At 42.4% G+C, this 16,070-nt stretch carries 22 protein-coding genes and 1 tRNA gene; 4 read left to right on the forward strand and 19 right to left on the reverse strand.

Translation table 11 applies throughout. The annotated features are described in order from the left end of the window. Window positions 1–320 precede the first annotated feature (320 nt). The 3 genes from ACWA50_RS11645 to ACWA50_RS11655 all read right to left on the reverse strand — a co-directional run bounded on the left by ACWA50_RS11645 (window position 321) and on the right by ACWA50_RS11655 (window position 2,199). Window positions 321–1,307: a porin gene (locus ACWA50_RS11645; protein ID WP_431052711.1), complete on the reverse strand. Its 987-nt coding sequence runs from the start codon at window positions 1,305–1,307 to the stop codon at window positions 321–323. Between the two features lie 539 nt (window positions 1,308–1,846). After that, complete coding sequence (locus ACWA50_RS11650) at window positions 1,847–1,969, reverse strand: hypothetical protein (protein WP_431052713.1); 123 nt, start codon at window positions 1,967–1,969, stop codon at window positions 1,847–1,849. After that, window positions 1,969–2,199 carry a hypothetical protein gene (locus ACWA50_RS11655; protein WP_431052715.1) on the reverse strand — a complete coding sequence of 77 codons (231 nt, stop codon included), beginning with the start codon at window positions 2,197–2,199 and terminating at the stop codon, window positions 1,969–1,971. Before ACWA50_RS11655 ends, ACWA50_RS11650 begins: the two co-directional genes overlap by 1 nt. Before the next feature lie 124 nt (window positions 2,200–2,323). Here ACWA50_RS11655 and priC point away from each other — a divergent pair, with 124 nt between their 5' ends. Together priC and ACWA50_RS11665 are read left to right on the forward strand one after the other, a co-directional pair. Then, entirely contained in the window at window positions 2,324–2,887 is a 564-nt protein-coding gene (gene priC, locus ACWA50_RS11660; RefSeq protein WP_431052717.1) for a primosomal replication protein PriC, read from the forward strand. 122 nt (window positions 2,888–3,009) lie between these two features. Continuing rightward, window positions 3,010–3,279 (forward strand): hypothetical protein, encoded by a 270-nt coding sequence (locus ACWA50_RS11665; protein ID WP_431052719.1) that lies wholly within the window; start codon window positions 3,010–3,012, stop codon window positions 3,277–3,279. A 158-nt stretch (window positions 3,280–3,437) separates the two neighbouring features. Here the strand turns inward: ACWA50_RS11665 and tyrA are convergent, their stop codons facing one another. Together tyrA and ACWA50_RS11675 are read right to left on the reverse strand one after the other, a co-directional pair. Further along, complete coding sequence (tyrA, locus tag ACWA50_RS11670; RefSeq protein ID WP_431052721.1) at window positions 3,438–4,562, reverse strand: bifunctional chorismate mutase/prephenate dehydrogenase; 1,125 nt, start codon at window positions 4,560–4,562, stop codon at window positions 3,438–3,440. Between the two features lie 8 nt (window positions 4,563–4,570). Next, complete coding sequence (locus ACWA50_RS11675; RefSeq protein ID WP_431052723.1) at window positions 4,571–5,638, reverse strand: 3-deoxy-7-phosphoheptulonate synthase; 1,068 nt, start codon at window positions 5,636–5,638, stop codon at window positions 4,571–4,573. 298 nt (window positions 5,639–5,936) lie between these two features. Here ACWA50_RS11675 and rpsO point away from each other — a divergent pair, with 298 nt between their 5' ends. Both rpsO and ACWA50_RS11685 read left to right on the forward strand, forming a co-directional pair. After that, window positions 5,937–6,206 carry a 30S ribosomal protein S15 gene (gene rpsO, locus ACWA50_RS11680; protein ID WP_431052725.1) on the forward strand — a complete coding sequence of 90 codons (270 nt, stop codon included), beginning with the start codon at window positions 5,937–5,939 and terminating at the stop codon, window positions 6,204–6,206. A 215-nt stretch (window positions 6,207–6,421) separates the two neighbouring features. Then, a tRNA-Ser gene (locus ACWA50_RS11685) sits at window positions 6,422–6,511 on the forward strand. Window positions 6,512–6,542: 31 nt separating this feature from the next. On the opposite strand, the gene ACWA50_RS11690 is transcribed toward ACWA50_RS11685, so the two are convergent. The 14 genes from ACWA50_RS11690 to ACWA50_RS11755 form a co-directional block, all read right to left on the reverse strand. Then, window positions 6,543–7,640 (reverse strand): tyrosine-type recombinase/integrase, encoded by a 1,098-nt coding sequence (locus tag ACWA50_RS11690; protein ID WP_431052727.1) that lies wholly within the window; start codon window positions 7,638–7,640, stop codon window positions 6,543–6,545. Then, entirely contained in the window at window positions 7,538–7,849 is a 312-nt protein-coding gene (locus ACWA50_RS11695) for a helix-turn-helix domain-containing protein (RefSeq protein WP_431052729.1), read from the reverse strand. Before ACWA50_RS11695 ends, ACWA50_RS11690 begins: the two co-directional genes overlap by 103 nt. A gap of 80 nt (window positions 7,850–7,929) precedes the next feature. Continuing rightward, window positions 7,930–8,175: a DUF551 domain-containing protein gene (locus ACWA50_RS11700; protein ID WP_431052731.1), complete on the reverse strand. Its 246-nt coding sequence runs from the start codon at window positions 8,173–8,175 to the stop codon at window positions 7,930–7,932. After that, window positions 8,172–8,366 (reverse strand): hypothetical protein, encoded by a 195-nt coding sequence (locus tag ACWA50_RS11705; RefSeq protein WP_431052733.1) that lies wholly within the window; start codon window positions 8,364–8,366, stop codon window positions 8,172–8,174. Before ACWA50_RS11705 ends, ACWA50_RS11700 begins: the two co-directional genes overlap by 4 nt. 3 nt (window positions 8,367–8,369) lie before the next feature. Next, a complete protein-coding gene (locus ACWA50_RS11710; RefSeq protein ID WP_431052735.1) occupies window positions 8,370–8,660 on the reverse strand; it encodes a DUF6378 domain-containing protein in 291 nt (96 codons plus the stop codon). Further along, entirely contained in the window at window positions 8,657–10,042 is a 1,386-nt protein-coding gene (locus tag ACWA50_RS11715) for an SNF2-related protein (protein WP_431052737.1), read from the reverse strand. The genes ACWA50_RS11710 and ACWA50_RS11715 overlap by 4 nt, the downstream gene beginning before the upstream one ends. Further along, window positions 10,035–10,313 (reverse strand): hypothetical protein, encoded by a 279-nt coding sequence (locus ACWA50_RS11720; RefSeq protein ID WP_431052738.1) that lies wholly within the window; start codon window positions 10,311–10,313, stop codon window positions 10,035–10,037. The genes ACWA50_RS11715 and ACWA50_RS11720 overlap by 8 nt, the downstream gene beginning before the upstream one ends. Then, window positions 10,306–10,572 carry a hypothetical protein gene (locus ACWA50_RS11725; RefSeq protein WP_431052740.1) on the reverse strand — a complete coding sequence of 89 codons (267 nt, stop codon included), beginning with the start codon at window positions 10,570–10,572 and terminating at the stop codon, window positions 10,306–10,308. The genes ACWA50_RS11720 and ACWA50_RS11725 overlap by 8 nt, the downstream gene beginning before the upstream one ends. Before the next feature lie 2 nt (window positions 10,573–10,574). Further along, window positions 10,575–12,632 carry a DNA polymerase gene (locus ACWA50_RS11730; RefSeq protein ID WP_431052742.1) on the reverse strand — a complete coding sequence of 686 codons (2,058 nt, stop codon included), beginning with the start codon at window positions 12,630–12,632 and terminating at the stop codon, window positions 10,575–10,577. Then, window positions 12,613–12,789: a hypothetical protein gene (locus tag ACWA50_RS11735; RefSeq protein WP_431052744.1), complete on the reverse strand. Its 177-nt coding sequence runs from the start codon at window positions 12,787–12,789 to the stop codon at window positions 12,613–12,615. The genes ACWA50_RS11730 and ACWA50_RS11735 overlap by 20 nt, the downstream gene beginning before the upstream one ends. 81 nt (window positions 12,790–12,870) lie before the next feature. Further along, window positions 12,871–13,449, reverse strand: coding sequence for a hypothetical protein (locus ACWA50_RS11740; RefSeq protein ID WP_431052746.1), 579 nt, complete (start codon window positions 13,447–13,449; stop codon window positions 12,871–12,873). Window positions 13,450–13,461: 12 nt separating this feature from the next. Then, a complete protein-coding gene (locus ACWA50_RS11745) occupies window positions 13,462–13,800 on the reverse strand; it encodes a KilA-N domain-containing protein (protein WP_431052748.1) in 339 nt (112 codons plus the stop codon). 581 nt (window positions 13,801–14,381) lie between these two features. After that, on the reverse strand, window positions 14,382–14,924 hold the full coding sequence (locus ACWA50_RS11750) for a hypothetical protein (protein WP_431052750.1): 543 nt from the start codon (window positions 14,922–14,924) through the stop codon (window positions 14,382–14,384). Beyond that, a complete protein-coding gene (locus ACWA50_RS11755; RefSeq protein WP_431052752.1) occupies window positions 14,921–16,009 on the reverse strand; it encodes a hypothetical protein in 1,089 nt (362 codons plus the stop codon). The genes ACWA50_RS11750 and ACWA50_RS11755 overlap by 4 nt, the downstream gene beginning before the upstream one ends. Window positions 16,010–16,070: the final 61 nt, after the last annotated feature.

A 16,070-nucleotide genomic window follows, 5' to 3' on the forward strand; every position in this document is an offset into this window, starting at 1 on the left:
CTTTTTTAAATAAAAAATAATAAGATTAGAAAAAATAAGATTAAGCGTTCGTATAAATATTTGCGATACCGATCGTAAATATTATCTTTTCTTTATACTTCCCTCCGTCCTGCGCCCCCCCTCCGCCTGCGGAGGGAGGGAATTTACTTTTACTTTCTCTCCCTCCGCGTACGGAGGGAAGGAATTTACTTTTTGGTAAGCTAAACTTTCTCTCCCTACGCCTGCGGAGGGGGAAGTTATTTTTGACATTTGATAAAGTACTTAAAAAACAAAAAGGTCGGCAAAAGCCGACCTTTGGAAGATATCTAATTATTTAACAATTAGAAGAATACACGTAAACCTACAGCAACTTTATTCTCTTTCTTGTTATCTTCACCTTCAACTTTAGTTCTGACATTCGCATACTCTACGAATGTAATAACATTTTTGTGCAATTTATAATCTGCACCAACAAGATAGGTGTGCACACGATCACTACCTTCTGACTCACGCTTCCACTGTCCGTAAACTGTTGATGGAGCTGCCAATTTATATTTTAAACCAACCAGATGGTAAGTGGTTTTATCTTGTTTTTCACCATTTTCAGTAGCTCGAGTTTGACCATAGTTATAAGCTACGCCGAAATCGCTAACTAGTAATTCTCCCGCTAAACGCCAGCTATCAGTCTTACTCGTTTTTTCAGTTGAGAGTCTATCCTGAGTATAGCCTGCATTCAGATTTAAGGTTGTGCCTTCAGCTAAACCAGCAGTATAGAATAACGCAGCACCATAACCATTTTTAGTATTACCAGTATTGCCTTTTGCTGCATTACCGAATAGGTAATCTAAACCAAAGCTAAAACCACTAAAGCTGTCTGAGCGGAATTTAACAGATTTATTAGATGCGCCGGTTACATTATTATTGCCACCGTACTCATAAGCGTAATCTCCTAATTGCACATCATCGCCATTAGTTAACTGACGACCAAATGTTAGAGTACCAACGCCATCTTGTTTAAAACCAGCATATAATCTTTTAGTAGTTACATTACCAAAAGAACTATCATCTTTTGCATCTGTTTTTTCTTCAAAACGTAATTCAACATTTGCTAATGCACTCAGTCCGCTACCTAGATCTTGAGAACCTTTAACTACTAAACGAGAACCTGCATTTTTCAAATCAACTTTTCTATCAGTTTCTTTATTCAAAAGTAAACGTAAAGAACCGCCCACTTCAACTTTAGAACCGTCTTGATCATAAACAACTGCTGCGTTTGCAGAAGTTGCGGCTACTGCTGCTACTGCTAAAGCTACTAATGTCTTTTTCATAATAGTTTGCCTTTTTACTTAAGTTTAAAGTTAATTTATTTATGTTCGCTAGTGCATAAATAAACGGAACTTAGATTGAACTTTCACTCAACAGCGTTGTCCAACCCTGTTTTTGATTTCCGAGGTCATACTGACAGAATCCATTTTCCCTGTCAAGCTTATGACCATTCAAAACAAAAAACAAAAAATCTTTTAATTTCAATTGGTTGCAATAAATGAATGCTTAGTCATGATTATTTCACATGGTTTATGCAAACTTCTTTGGAGCGATTTATTCATACTATTTTTATAGAGAAACATTTTATTTAATCATATCTTATTGTTTTATATTGAATTTTTATAACTAAAGAAAAGCTGCCTAAAGCTGCCAAACTTAAAATAACAAAGTTCAGATTTTTTATGTGACTCAGATCAAAGTTCTGCAATAAAGTCGGGAAACTATTGAAAATGCAATATGTTATTCAATACATTTGCTTACGGATTAAATAATCAAATGCGGTAGAATGTTTGATTCATACCGCACTGTATCGGCGTTTGCGCTATTTTTTATTTTGTTCGGGCTTATAGCCTTTTGGATAGGGATGTTTAGCAAGATAATTCATACCTATCGCAAAAATCAACCCAAGTAAGGCAAAAATGCCAAGTCCAATCGTCAGTTCCATTATTTGCCCTCCATGTTGGTTAAATGCTTTCGAATGAATCTTCCACCACATAAAAATGCGTATGCAGAAAATATCAATGAGATACCGTTGATGACTTTTAAAGAAATTACGCTACTATCCAGTAGCATAACAGGTACTGCCAATATTGCAACTTTGGCAATATCATCGCTCATTTTCGCCCATGCTTCTAACGTTGTGCGCTCTATCGGGCGTTGGATCAGGTTAAACATAGTATGTGCTTTCCTCCGGTTGTGTTAAAAGGAAGGCTAATCTAAAATAAAGCGCATTGCCACACACTGCCGAGCCACTTTTTTTACGATCCGGATCGCATAACAAAAAATAAGCCGAGGGTTTATGTCCGCCGCCAATGTTCAGCTATTAATGGAAAAAATCGAAAGTTACTTTCGGCAACTTTTGCCATACCAACAGCAGCCGATTTCCGCCAAGCTCGATTCGCGCTTATTTGCGACGGAAAATGAAACGGTGGGCGATTGTTTAACACAAATTCAGCAGACATTTTCCATTTTGAGGCAGGCAACGGAAGCGGAGCAAGTCGAGTTTTACACTGAAAAGTTATTGGCACAATATCACGCCCTGCTGGATATGCTGCAACCGACAGCCTCCGTTCAACCGCACTTTGCCGCTAATTTCACGCCCAAAGCAGCGACCAAGAAAAACAAACACCAAGTGCATGATTTGCCGCCCCAAGTGCGGTTGGAGAAATACTATCAATTTTTGCGCCAATTAAATGATTTAATCGCGCAACAGAACGACGCTATGCTGCAAGCGGAACCCTTGCAACAAGCCGCTTGGCTACAACGAATCCAACAAACTGAACAGCGTAAACAACGTTGCCAAGATGCAATTGATAATTTAGAAGAATATCTGCTATTTGTGGCAGAAAGGGACAATCTGTGAGCTTGTGTTTTTTTGATATTTACGATCCGGATCGCAAACATTTTTGTTCAGGCTGCTAATCAAGTCAAACTTACCTTACGCTTATTTTATCTTTTAACTCAATGATAAACCGGGGATAAAACATGAAAAGGCGTTACTCTCATTTCAAAAAGACAAATTGGTATTTACTGAAAAGACCGATAAAAAAAGAAACATCCGATTCATGGGCAAAGAACTTGGAAGATTTAGCCAAAGTTGCGCTGCTTGCGATACCTGTTGTACTATATGGGCAGTATAGTTGGTGGTTTAAGAGCATTAATCTGGTGTTATTGTCTTTCGCTACATATGGAATTTTATTATGCGGTAAAGAACTCAGAAAATATCAGGACAGCCTTTCACAGGAGGAAACATAATGGAAACAACGATTGTTTTGCTTATTCTTCTCGCCATGGTTATCGGTATGCTCCTTGCGATTAAAAGTGCGGTGCGAGATGCCATTAAAGAAGATGAAAAAAATGCGAAAAGTTAAAACATAAAGGCTACCAAGCGGTAGCCTTCTTTCATTGCCTTTTCAAAACTGTTTATAATCGTTCGCCTGTTGTAATAGCTGGCGGCTTTCTTTCATAAATAACGGTGAATAATCGCCAAACCAGTCACTGACTTGTTTAAATGCTTGGATGAATCCGGCACGATCATGTTGTTCAAAAAAACCTAACGCCTCTTCGTAACTTTGCTTCAATGATTCAATCACCGCTAAATTTTCCGGTTTATCTAAAATAATATCGGCATATAACTCCCCGTCTTGCGCAAATAAACGCCCGATCATTGCCAATTCCAACCGATAAATCGGTGAGGATAACGCCAATAATTGCGCCAATTCGACCGGCTGACGGGATAAATGCAAGCCGTTGGCAAAAGTGGCAAAGTGGCGCAAGGCTTGAATATAGGTCATATTTTTATCGTGTTCTGCCGGATCAGTGCGGTAAATCGTTGCCCCCCACAGCTGCATTTGCTGCAACAGCCATTCATAACGTTCCGGATAACGCCCGTCGCAACGTACAATCAGTTGTTTGGCAAAGCTTGCAATATCCGGTCCGAACATCGGGTGCAAGCCCAGCACCGCACCTTGGTGCACCTCCAGCATTTTTTCAACCGGCTGGCGTTTGACTGAGGTGAAATCGAGCAACAGCATATTTTCACGCAAGTGCGGTTGCAAGCGCTCGATGGTTTCTAAGGTGTTGCGAATCGGCACAGTGACAATCACCACATCGGCATTATGCAAAATCTGATCCGCATGTTGCCACTCGGCACGCCCCAAATTTTCCACCTGATAACCGGACAATTGGAAATAGCGTCCGAACAAGCTACCGAGTTTGCCCTTTCCGCCGACAATCACGATTTTTTTAATCGCCGGATTGACGGTTTTAAAACCGCTTTTATGCTCGTTTTGGTAAGATTCGCGCATAATTCGGCGCAACAGATCTTCGATTAAATCCGGCGAAATCCCCATTTTTTCCGCTTCTTGCCGCCGCGCCACCAACATTTCCGCCTCACGCTCCGGCACATACACCGGCAAGCCGTGTTGGTGTTTCACTTGTCCGACTTCTGCCACCAGTTGCAGACGTTTTTCCAATAATTTCAATAAATTGCGATCCAGCTGATCAATTTCATCACGCAAAGGTTGCAGCGGTTGCATGTTGTCCTCTAGTTTCTATTTAATAATTGCTGATGAATTTTACGCAATAATTGCTCGGTTGTCTGCCAATCAATGCAGGCATCGGTGATCGAAACGCCATATTGCATTTGTTCAAACGGTTGCTCCGAGCTTTGGTTGCCGGCAAACAGGTTGCTCTCGATCATTAAACCGGTAATAGAGCGGTTGCCATCCAAAATTTGCTGCACCACCTCTTCCGCCACCAGCGGCTGGCGGCGGTAATCTTTATTCGAGTTGCCGTGGCTGCAATCGATCATAATCGACTGTTCTAAGCCGGCTTTTGCCAGTTCCTGCTCGCATTGTTGCACAAATTCCGCTTGGTAATTCGGCGCTTTGCCACCGCGCAAAATCACGTGTCCGTCTTTGTTGCCTGCGGTTTGCAGTAAACTCACCTGCCCCTGTTGATTAATGCCGATAAAGCGGTGTCTCATCGAAGCCGCTTTCAGCGCATTGATTGCGGTGGCTAAACTGCCGTCCGTGCCGTTTTTAAAACCGACCGACATTGACAACCCCGATGCCATTTCACGGTGCGTTTGCGATTCGGTGGTGCGCGCGCCGATTGCCGACCAACTGAACAGCTCCGCCATATATTGCGGCGAAATCGGATCAAGGGCTTCGGTTGCCAACGGCAAACCCAATTCGACCAAATCAATCAGCAATTTTCTTGCCAGCTGTAAACCATTCTCTACATCAAAACTACCGTCCAAGTGCGGATCATTAATCAACCCTTTCCAACCGACCGTGGTTCGCGGTTTTTCAAAATAAACCCGCATAACAACATAAATAGTGTCTTTCACTTCATCAGCCAATGCCTTTAACTTATGCGCATATTCCAACGCCGCTTGCGGATCATGGATCGAACAAGGCCCAATCACCAACAACAAACGCTTGTCTTGCTTATGAATAATGTTGGCAATATCATGTCGGGATTGTTCGATTTGTTGTTTCAGTTCCAAACTGAGTGGCAGCTTTTCTTTCAACTCTTGCGGAGTCATCAACACTTTTTCATCGTTGATATTCACGTTGTGGATTAAATCTTTATTGGCGACGGCGTTCATAAAATTCCTTATCAAGGTCTTTTTGTAAAAAATTTGATACAATGATTGTATAATTTTAGTTACGATAATCTATTTTAATTGGAAATTCAAGGGGAGATTTAAAGATAGCTGACCGCACTTTGAAATCAAGCTATTTTACGCCCTGCTAATAACATCTAACGAATGCCTTATTACGTGATTTTTCACCCTTTTGATTGCAATCCGACGCAACTCAACGTAAAATGCGCATTCCCTGTCATAGCTGAATTAGAGATCGGCTATTGATGTATTTTCACTAACACTATTTTTAGGAGTTATTATGTCTCTAAGCGCAGAAGCAAAAGCAAAAATCGTTGCTGACTTTGGTCGTGACGGTAGCGACACCGGTTCTTCCGAAGTTCAAATTGCGTTATTAACCGCACAAATCAACCACTTACAAGGACACTTCTCTGTTCATAAAAAAGACCATCACGGTCGTCGTGGTTTATTGCGTATGGTTTCTCGTCGTCGTAAATTATTAGACTACTTAAAACGCACTGATCTAGCACTTTACACTACAACAATCGAACGTTTAGGTTTACGCCGTTAATTTTCTATTTTTGTTTATGATTTCAAAGCCCTGCCAATGCAGGGCTTTTTTATGGCTGAAATTTTCTCATTCAAGACGCTAAAAAATCAAACCTGTCGAAAAATACCGCACTTTGTTTATAATTCCCTCAAACGCAATAAATATTTAAACTTGAGTGTTGACTTGCCCCGACGAAATTTGTATTATCTGCGCCACTCGTTAAGAGTCAACCGTGCGGAGGAATGGTCGAGCGGTTGAAGGCACCGGTCTTGAAAACCGGCGAGGGTTTACGCCCTCCGTGAGTTCGAATCTCACTTCCTCCGCCACTTTTCTGAATGAAGTCGTAAGTAATGGTCGCTAAATCAATAACTTACGGCTTTTTTTATTTTCTGAAATTTCTGTGAACGGTTCGTTTTCTGCAACCAACCCAAACTGGCTAACTGCTGAATATTCCCAAAACATTCCCACATTTGCATAGCTCAAAAGATGACTGGCATTGAGATGGGCATAGCGTTTTACCATCTCCACCGTTTCCCAACCGCCAAGTTCTTTCAATACCATCAAAGGTGTTCCGTTTTGGACATGCCAACTTGCCCAGGTGTGTCGCAGATCATGAAAGCGAAAATCTTGAATATTTGCCCGCGTTAATGCGCGCTGAAAATCTTCGCGATCAATTTCGCTAATGAATTTCCCCTTGCCTCGGTGAAAAACAAAATCAGAAATACGTTCCGCTCGTTTCTGTTTCAGCAGCGCTATTGCATCTCGGCTTAGTGGCAGCGGTCTTGCTTTGCCTGATTTTGCAACATCACTGGTAACGATTGCAATATTTCTCGCAAAATCAATTTTATCCCACGTCAGCGACAAAATTTCCGTCATTCGCGCACCGGTCATCAAAGCAAAAGAGCAAACATCTTTCATCCACCCGAGATTGAGCGATTCCACCAAGCGGAATGCTTCTTCTTTTGTGATCCAACGTACCCGCACTTTCGGTTCAGGATTTTTAGGGACATAAGGAATGCTATCTATCCAACCGGCTTTATGCGCCAAAGATAACGCGCGCATAATTGACGTGCGATATCGGTTTTGCGTTGAGGGTGAGAGTTTTTCTTTCGTGCTGGCTTTGTGCGTAGGCAAGTTATTCAGAATATCATCTGTTGTTAAAGAGCTAAGCGTTCGCCCACTTAACACACTGCGCCAATACTCCGTGTGCCGAATTTTTGTTTCCATATCCTTTTGACCGGTTGAGGTTTCAAGGAATCTAATCAGGGCTTCTTCAATTGTGCGTTCAGGTTTTTTATTAAGCTGATCAACTTTCCACGCTTCATATTTGAGTTTGTCATGGTACTCTTGCGCTAATTTTTTTTCAGTTGTTTTAGCAGAGCGTCTAATTCTCTGACCGCTCGGCGTTCTGAAATCAATCCACCAGATACCACTTGATGTTTTGTAGATCGACATTTTGGATTCTCCTTATCGCCGACCTGCATTTCTAGCCGACAAACATTATTTTGCTTTTTACGGTTTTTTTCAAGATCCGATTGATAAATGCGCCAAATTCGAGACCCTTCCATTTTAAAGAATCCCCACTTATATCGATGGTTATAGACTGTGCCGTAGCTTAAACTCAGCATTTCGGCGACATCGTTTATCGTTAAGGCTTTTTCCATATTGACCCCATAAAAAAGCCACCTTGCGGTGGCGTGGTTTTAAATGTCTTTCGTCTAACTCGTCTAAGCGCTAGACTAAGTTAGGCGACATCGCTTGGCAGGCTTGGCAGCGGTTGCCAGTGTGTAACTTCATCAAAAGATAGTTGTTCACATTCACCATAGTTGAGGTTGAAATCTTCAGTTTGCCAATATAAACGACCTGGAACTTTCTTGCTTTCACATAGTTCGGCAAGGGCTTCATAGCCATTGTAAATCAACACTCTTTTATCTTTTTCGGGTAACTGTTCACTACATTTTATCCAACCGTTATTTTTATTTGTTTTCATAAATACCGCCAAGCCAATATTCGTTGTGGTTTACCTAACTCACGCATAGTCGTGTCGAACGTGAAACCTTTTTTGCTGCTATATTCATTTTCAAAGGAAAATAACCGCCCGTTGTCGAGTTTGATTTGCACTCGATACAAACCATTTTTAGGTGGGAAATTACCTTCTTTTGCGGTTTTCCAGTTATCCATAGGCTACCCACTCAATCCGATTTTTAGATCCTCAATATTTTCAGGTGTCCATAAGTCCCCGCCTAATTGGGCGTAACCGGCAATATCTCGCCAATTATCTTCATAGTGCGGATTACCCGTCAAAATGCGTGCCATTTTGGTAGCAATCATCTCTAATGCCTCTTGCTGTTTCGCATTGAGTTCACCGGCATTGGCATAAATCACGGCTTTGATTTCCTGTGCAACTTTTGCCGTGTCAGCATAATCGCCATAGGTTTGTTGGCGGTGTTTTAAGGTGGTGTTGATGTTAGTCATAGTGTTTCCTTATTTTTCATGGCATTTAATAAAATATCTTGTACCGTGCGTTTGCTGTTGCGCCTTTCAATCACTAACGCATCAACCGTATGCTTGGCGCAGATGTGGTAAATAAAAACCGGACGATGATGTCCGGCTTGTGCTTGTCGTGTCGGCCCGATACGTTCGACGATTTGTTGGTACTGTTCCAAATCCCACCAGTGGCTGAAAAAGACGAGGATATTGCCGCCGTCTTGCAAATTCAGCCCATGTCCGGCACTTGCAGGGTGTGCAAACAAAATCGGGATTTTTCCAGTGTTCCAATCTTTAATCGTTTTCGGATCAGTATCGAGCAATTTGCCTTGTGGGAAGTGTCGTTGTAGCCGTGCCAGATCGCTTTTGAAATGATATGCAACCAACACTGGCATTCCGGCGGCTTCTTCAATAATGCTCTCCAACGCTTGCAGCTTGGCATTATGGGTTTCAATCCAATCACCGCTTTCGGTATAGACCGCACCGCTTGCCAATTGCAGACATTTGAGGGTTTTGGCGGCGGCATTGAGCGCTTCAACCTCTTCATTCTGAATTTGAGTGAACATCTCTTTTTCAAATTGTTGATACTGCTTTGCGACTTTCGGCGGTAGCTCAATTTCAATTACGGTTTGGATCGGTTCTTCAATATCAAAATAATCCGCTGCCTGAATCGACAAGCAGCAATCCGCTAATGCTTTTTGAATTTCAGCTTGTGCATAGCCGTAAGGCTCTTTGCGGCTGAATCCGCTTAAGCCAAGCGGAATCGAACGAAACCATCGCTCGGTAAATGCCGTGAAGGTATGCCCTAATCGTTCGCCTCGGTCGATGAACCATTGTTGCCCCCACAAATCGATTAAACCATTCGGCGATGGTGTGCCGGTGAGATTGACCCAACGTTTCACTTTATTATGCGCAACACTTGCCAATGCTCTCGCCCGTTTGCCGCCTTTGCGCGTGCGATAACTTTTCAACTTGGTGCTTTCATCGGCGATGATCATGGTGAACTGCCAATGATTGCCGAGCGTTTCCACAAGCCAAGGTACGTTTTCATAGTTTGTAGTGTAGATGTCTGCCGGCGTTGCCAATGCTTTTTGACGTTGGCCAACCGAACCGACAATTGGCTGCACAGTTAGATGACTAAGATGCGCCCATTTGCGCACTTCGTCTGGCCATGTGCTTTGTGCCACCCGCAAAGGCGCAAGTACCAAAACAGGCGGCTCAATAACACCTGCCAAAAGTAACGCATCAAGTGCGGTCAGCGTGCTGACTGTCTTGCCTGTTCCCATGCCAGCAAAGATGTTACAGCGTGGGTTTTGGACAATGTAATCAATAATCAGCTTTTGGTATTCTCTAGGGGAAAAGTCAATCATCGAATAACGCCTCAATATCAAAACTATCAACAATCACCACGCCAAACCCTAACTCAGCAATACGTTGATGTTCACGCAGCTGCCCTGCGGTGGCTTTTCGTCTCGGTGCTTTGCATTCGGCAAAAAATAACTTGCCGCCGGGCAACAAAATCATTCTATCCGGCACATTGCGCCGCGAGGGACTGGTAAACTTATACGCAATTCCGCCCTTGGCTTTGACAGTTTTCACTAGATGGGCTTCAATTTCAGATTCTCGAATTAATCTATTCACTACGCCACTCTCCTTTCGGCATCTGAGAGGTAACATCTTCCTTAGCCCACCGTAAAAATTTATCAATTGAAACTTTTGGATAGTGCCTCCCTCTAGCAACTGTTGGGCTATCGTACTGTACTGTTCCCAAAACTTTTTCGATATACAGGATTTGGCGATCATTAACCAACCCGAAGGGATCCACTGACTTTCGTTTTGCCGAATAGATATGACCGACGATCAAATCATCAACAGTTAGTGCTTTTTGTGTGCTTTCCATAATCAATCCTTTTTATACCGATACGCTTCAAACCCTCCGGCATTGAGCGGTAAATCTTGCGCCCATAGAGGATTGGTAGCGAGTAATCGGCTGAGTGTTTCAGGGGTGTATGCAACGGTGTCCGGTGCTTCGGTTAAAACTTCATCGTGTACCGTCAATACGATTTGATAACCGCTGTTTTCAATAAGCTGCATATTGTTCGCCATCACATCACGAGCGGCGGCTTGGGTGATATTTTCCGTCAGTTTTCCGGAATATGTGGCTATCCGTCCCCATTTACGACTGTAGGTATTCAGCCCGAAATAGGTGATTTTGCCGTCTTCAATTGCTATGCTTGGATAGCACAACTGACGACCTGACGGCAGACGAATGCGCAGCCAGTTTTTTGTCCGCAAAAAAGCTAAATCGCGATAGCGGAAGACCTTATCCGACTGTGTAATGGCGTTGCGTACCGCACTTTCCACCTCAGACCACAGCTTGACCGTCTGCGGGTGCGCTTCGCGCCACAAGCGTTTCAGTGCGTCGCAGGCGATATAAACCCGTTCGGATAAATCGTAAGTACGTTTTTGGTCGCTCGCCCAATGCCACGCCGACTTCGCTTGTGCCAAAATGTCAGGATTGATGCTGTCAAACGCATTATCGGCGAGTTCGTCCAAGTCGAGTTTATAGACTAATGCGAAGTTTAAAAACGCCCCGACACCGCCGCCGTAGCCTAATCCCAACTCCATTACCTTGCCGATTTGCCGTTGCGCTTTGGTCACCTTTTCAGGGTTCATACGAAAGGATTTGGCATAGGCTAATTTATACAGATCGTGTCCGCTGCCCTTGTCAAAATCCCGAAAGGCTTGTAGTTTCCATTTTTCACCGGCAAGCCAAATCAGCATTCGCCCTTCGATATTAGATAAATCCGACACCACCAGTTTTTTACCTTGTGGGGCGATTAAGCAACCGCGCAAAGCAGAGCTGGCAAGCTCGGTAACATTATCAAAAATCAAATCGGCGGCATCGGCTTTTAGTGCTGTGATACCAAAATCAATATCATCTTGATTCATACTAGGGCGTGGCAGGTTCTGCGGCTGAAAAATTCGCCCAGCCCACCGCCCAGTACGCCCTGCGCCACAAAATTGCAGCATACCGCGCAGTCTGCCGTCGCTATTTACGGCTTGCAGCAGGCGGCGGTATTTTGCGGTTGCTGTGCCGCTTGAATTGAGGCGATTGCGCAATAGCTCTTTGACCGGTTCGGGCAATTCCGGATCGTCTAATCGCCGTTCAATCGTTGAGGCGGTTAAATCCGGTAACTCAACGCCATATTGCTGTAGTATGTGGTCTAACAGCGCATCGCGTTGGGTGGTGCTGTGTACTGTGCCATCTGTCATGGTCTGCGCTTGTTGGCGCAATTCGGCTTGTTCTTTTGTCACCGCTCGGATAGCCGCTTCCGCTAAAGTGCGGTCCACGGCAACGCCCCGATCGTTAATCTTTTGGTCAAGTTGCCACAAGGCTAATTCCCCTGCGATTAAATTCCATGTCGGCAGTCGTTTATGCACTTCTCGCATGGCGATAATATCGAGCCGTGCGTACGCTTTGAAGCGCAGCCACTCCTCCGGATGTGTGTGGCGGGTTGCCCTGTCCAGCTTGCGGTTTTTGCCCAGTGGTTTGCAAAAAAGCTGAATCAATTGTTTTCCCGCCTTATCTTTGGCTTTGTCTGTCGGCACGCCAAACACCTCACACAGCTCCGCCAGTGCGCCCGGCAAGCTGTGCAGATAGGCGATGATCATCGTGTCTAGGAAACGCTGAATACGAAAATCTACCGTTGGCAATGCGTGGCGCAATACGGTGCGGTCAAAGTGCGAATTGTGAAACATCAAGGTTATCGTCGGGTCGGCAAGATACTGTTTTAAATCCGACGGCATCGGCTCGGCAGTCGCGTCCCACACCTGCACCTCGCCATCATCCAACGCATAGGCAAACAGCAATATTTCTACGTTTTCAGCATAGGCGTGAACCCCATTGCGGATCGGGATATCACTGTAAGTTTCCAAATCAGCGTATAGTATCGGCATTGTGCACCTCACAAAACTGATCGTTATTCTCCACCACCCAAACTCCACCGGCACGTTCGCAACGGTCTTTTTCGGCGGCAACATAATATTCAAAATCGCTATCACTCGCCCACAAAAAGCCGACAAGTACCACGATAAATAGAAGCCAATTTTTCATAATGAATTCCTTATGGCTGAAAAAAGGGTGCAAGAAACCGCACTTTGCCAAAAGCAAGGTGTAAAGTGCGGTGCGGTTAAATTATGGCTTCAATGCCAACTGGGGTTGTTGCGGCTGTTCCGGTTTTGGCTTCGTGCGCATCAGCTCAAACACTTGCAGATAGTTTTGCAGGTGGATATTGGCGGCACGCAGATGTTCATCAACATTATGCCGTGCGTTGTAATTGAGCAGCTTAAGCGCAGGAGAAAGCGTGTCGTTCCACTCTTTTTCAAGGTAGCTGATGTGCTTGGCAACCGCATAGAGATTTTGTCCAAAGGAGGAAAAATCAAAGCTGGCTAAAGGGTGTGCTTTCGCTGTTGGTTGCGTAATAGTCGCTTTCGTCGCCGATTGGTAGGCTGCTAAATAGCAGTCATGGTAGCGCGCGACCTCGCTGCGCAAATGGCAAACCACGTTATCATAAATTGCCGGGTGTAAATCGCGAATTTGGCGCAATCCGTAGTAATCAAAGAACCATTTATAAATGGTGTTGGGGTGTAGCTGGCGCAGATGTGAAATCCGCATAACGTAACCGCTCAGCGTTTCGATTTGGGTTCGTGTCAGACAAGTGTCGGTTGGGCGGTGATATTGCCGTCCTTTCGGAATTTGTGTGAACGGCGGCAAAATCTTGCCTTTCTATTTGACTGCGCTTTTGCCGATGTTGTGCATTTGCATAAAGGCGCGGATCACCGTCAAATGAAATTTCGGGCTGATCCACATGGCGTAGGCGAGGACAAGTTCTTCGCAAGCCCATACACCAGCATTTAATCCGCCTCTGAATGTTTTTTGAGCTAAGCTCATATCTGAGCTTTGGTCTTTTTCAATTTCAGCAATCAGATCTTTTGTTTGTTCGAGGCGAATAAAATTACTAGGGCGATAACTTTCAGTTGTGCCACTAGCTTTGTAAATATCGTTTAATGAGTGTAAACCTTCTAAAGTGCGGATCGAGGTGTTGAGAATTGCTAAGTTTGTCATGATTTTTATCCTACTAGCGATTTTAATTTGCCCCATTGTTCAGATAGGGTGATCGGGTGCTTGAACACTGCTAGTAGACAGCCTTTCGTTTTTCCTTGCGGTCTTGTATGTACGAAACGCCACCCGATCATAAAATCAGGATAAAAAAATACCGCACTTTAATGCGGTTGTTCCGCTACTAGTCATAGGTGTGTTCAGCACCGTTAGCAGAATACTACTGAAATTTTATTTTTTCGTCAATAAAGATTTTCAAAAGTGCAGATCAAGGTATTGAGGATAGATAAGTTTGACATAATTTTGTACCTTAACGTTTAGTAATAAGCCGATCACTTAGTTGGTGATCGGGCTTCAACTACCACGTTAAGATGGCGGAGCTTATTCCCTTACGGTATTCTATTAGGCTCTCTAGACCCGATCATAGACGATCTATAACTAAAATTTAGGTACAAAAAAACCGCTTTATTATCGGAGCGAGATAACCGACTTAACGAGATAGTGGAGTCATCTTAATCCGAAAATGTGCGGTTTGTCAAATACTACAAAACAAAAAATTTATTTTGTAAACACGATTTCAAAACCTATTAGGGGAACATAGCGTTAATAATCTCTTTTTTTTCAGTAAACCGAATATAATTCAGTTCATCTACTGATAACGTAGTTTTTCTTAAATTATCTTTTTCACTTTTTATATCAATATCACCACTTATAAACCTTACAGTAAACCAATAGTTAATATTATTGTAATAATCGGATTCTAGTATCAAGCGTGACTTGGCATTTATAAAACATCCATGAGATCCACCATTAAGTTTTTCCTCTAAGAAACAGACACCCATTTTTGTATTAATATTCGGTTTTTCCAAATCTATTTTTTCTAGAACTTCTCTTAATAATGGATATTTTTTTAGCTGCTGCAAGGTGCTTGCATACATCCAAACCCATTCATCGACGTTTTTTTTATTCTTTGTAATACGTTCTAAATCGTAAGATATTTCCTGTATTTCATTTATATTGTTTTCTGAAATTGCATTTAAATACCGTTCGTTATAGCTCTTGAAAGTATCGTTGGCATAAGCCAACGATACCATAAGAGAAAATATTAAAACTAATACTTTTCTAATCATTTAAATATAAGACTCTTTCTAATCTCTTTACTTGTAGAAGGAACAATCCCACTACCGGAATCATAAGTAAATCTAATATTTAGCACAATAATAATTTCTTTCCCTCGGTGTATATTTGGAATATCCACTTTTAGATCACCTATGTATTTATAGGCTTGAGGGATAACAATACTTTTATCATTAGGAGATAGCCCCCCTTTATAAAGGATTTCATCTCCTACCCGTATTTCATAACTAGATACGCTAAAATCACTACTATTTAATACTTGTTTATTCGGCATGTCAATACTAATTGCTGCAGATAGCTGATTACCAACAAGCGAAATATACCCATATAAACTTCCTGAAGCAGTTGCGCCAACGCCTTCAGCAAGAACATAATTGGGAAAGGTCTCAGATAGTTTAATTGTTTCACGAGGTAGTGCACTAAAAACCTTCTCTAATTCGGGCTTACTAACATTATAAACCTTAGACAGTTGATTAGCTAAGTCTTTTAAAATTATTAACATATCAATTAACTTTTGCTTTTCATTAATCTCAGACATTCTATATTTAAGAACAGAGTGTAGCCATAGTCGTAAGCTACCTGTAACAGATAGCATTAGATCAAAGTCTTCCTTGTGAACTTTAGAAAGTCCAAATTTAGGTATATTATCACTTTCTGCTTTATTTGCAGCAGCACTAGACTGATTGGTTTTTTCTCTCTGCTTAATAATTTCTTCATATAAAACTTTTATTTTATCAAATAATTGATTAAGCTCAGACAACCCCTTCTCAACTTCAGGAGTCTTAGAAAGTTTTCCGTACAGCTCCAATAAAATAATATATTGCTCCTCCATTTCTTTAAACATATTAACTTCACTAGGCATCCTATTTAATTTATTCGTCATTTCTGAACTCAGCTGATTCACTACCGAATGCCTAACAGTTTTATTGGGATCTAGGGATACCCTGTGATTGAAGTTAAGATTCTCAATCCTAAAAGGGTTAGGATCTATTTTGTCTAATGGAAATTTAGTTTCCTTAATCACTAAATAAGGTTCACGAGCAGTTACTACAATTTCAGGAAGAGTTGTGTGGTTCATATATATATATATCTCCGTTATATAAATTAAGTATTATAAATAAGCCTATAAAATTTAGCCC

The sequence above is a fragment of the Testudinibacter sp. P17/SS/0325 genome, assembly GCF_053570765.1.

Excerpts from the sequence above, each read along its gene's own strand:
- ACWA50_RS11745 (WP_431052748.1), bottom strand. The coding sequence starts at position 13,800 with ATGACAAACTTAGCAATTCTCAACACCTCGATCCGCACTTTAGAAGGT.
- ACWA50_RS11710 (WP_431052735.1), bottom strand. The coding sequence starts at position 8,660 with ATGACTAACATCAACACCACCTTAAAACACCGCCAACAAACCTATGGC.
- ACWA50_RS11715 (WP_431052737.1), bottom strand. The coding sequence starts at position 10,042 with ATGATTGACTTTTCCCCTAGAGAATACCAAAAGCTGATTATTGATTAC.
- ACWA50_RS11650 (WP_431052713.1), bottom strand. The coding sequence starts at position 1,969 with ATGGAACTGACGATTGGACTTGGCATTTTTGCCTTACTTGGGTTGATT.
- ACWA50_RS11755 (WP_431052752.1), bottom strand. The coding sequence starts at position 16,009 with ATGAACCACACAACTCTTCCTGAAATTGTAGTAACTGCTCGTGAACCT.
- priC (WP_431052717.1), top strand. The coding sequence starts at position 2,324 with ATGTCCGCCGCCAATGTTCAGCTATTAATGGAAAAAATCGAAAGTTAC.
- ACWA50_RS11730 (WP_431052742.1), bottom strand. The coding sequence starts at position 12,632 with ATGCCGATACTATACGCTGATTTGGAAACTTACAGTGATATCCCGATC.
- tyrA (WP_431052721.1), bottom strand. The coding sequence starts at position 4,562 with ATGCAACCGCTGCAACCTTTGCGTGATGAAATTGATCAGCTGGATCGC.
- ACWA50_RS11750 (WP_431052750.1), bottom strand. The coding sequence starts at position 14,924 with ATGATTAGAAAAGTATTAGTTTTAATATTTTCTCTTATGGTATCGTTG.
- ACWA50_RS11655 (WP_431052715.1), bottom strand. The coding sequence starts at position 2,199 with ATGTTTAACCTGATCCAACGCCCGATAGAGCGCACAACGTTAGAAGCA.
- ACWA50_RS11690 (WP_431052727.1), bottom strand. The coding sequence starts at position 7,640 with ATGTCGATCTACAAAACATCAAGTGGTATCTGGTGGATTGATTTCAGA.
- ACWA50_RS11695 (WP_431052729.1), bottom strand. The coding sequence starts at position 7,849 with ATGGAAAAAGCCTTAACGATAAACGATGTCGCCGAAATGCTGAGTTTA.
- ACWA50_RS11705 (WP_431052733.1), bottom strand. The coding sequence starts at position 8,366 with ATGGATAACTGGAAAACCGCAAAAGAAGGTAATTTCCCACCTAAAAAT.
- ACWA50_RS11645 (WP_431052711.1), bottom strand. The coding sequence starts at position 1,307 with ATGAAAAAGACATTAGTAGCTTTAGCAGTAGCAGCAGTAGCCGCAACT.
- rpsO (WP_431052725.1), top strand. The coding sequence starts at position 5,937 with ATGTCTCTAAGCGCAGAAGCAAAAGCAAAAATCGTTGCTGACTTTGGT.
- ACWA50_RS11665 (WP_431052719.1), top strand. The coding sequence starts at position 3,010 with ATGAAAAGGCGTTACTCTCATTTCAAAAAGACAAATTGGTATTTACTG.
- ACWA50_RS11725 (WP_431052740.1), bottom strand. The coding sequence starts at position 10,572 with ATGGAAAGCACACAAAAAGCACTAACTGTTGATGATTTGATCGTCGGT.
- ACWA50_RS11735 (WP_431052744.1), bottom strand. The coding sequence starts at position 12,789 with ATGAAAAATTGGCTTCTATTTATCGTGGTACTTGTCGGCTTTTTGTGG.
- ACWA50_RS11700 (WP_431052731.1), bottom strand. The coding sequence starts at position 8,175 with ATGAAAACAAATAAAAATAACGGTTGGATAAAATGTAGTGAACAGTTA.
- ACWA50_RS11675 (WP_431052723.1), bottom strand. The coding sequence starts at position 5,638 with ATGAACGCCGTCGCCAATAAAGATTTAATCCACAACGTGAATATCAAC.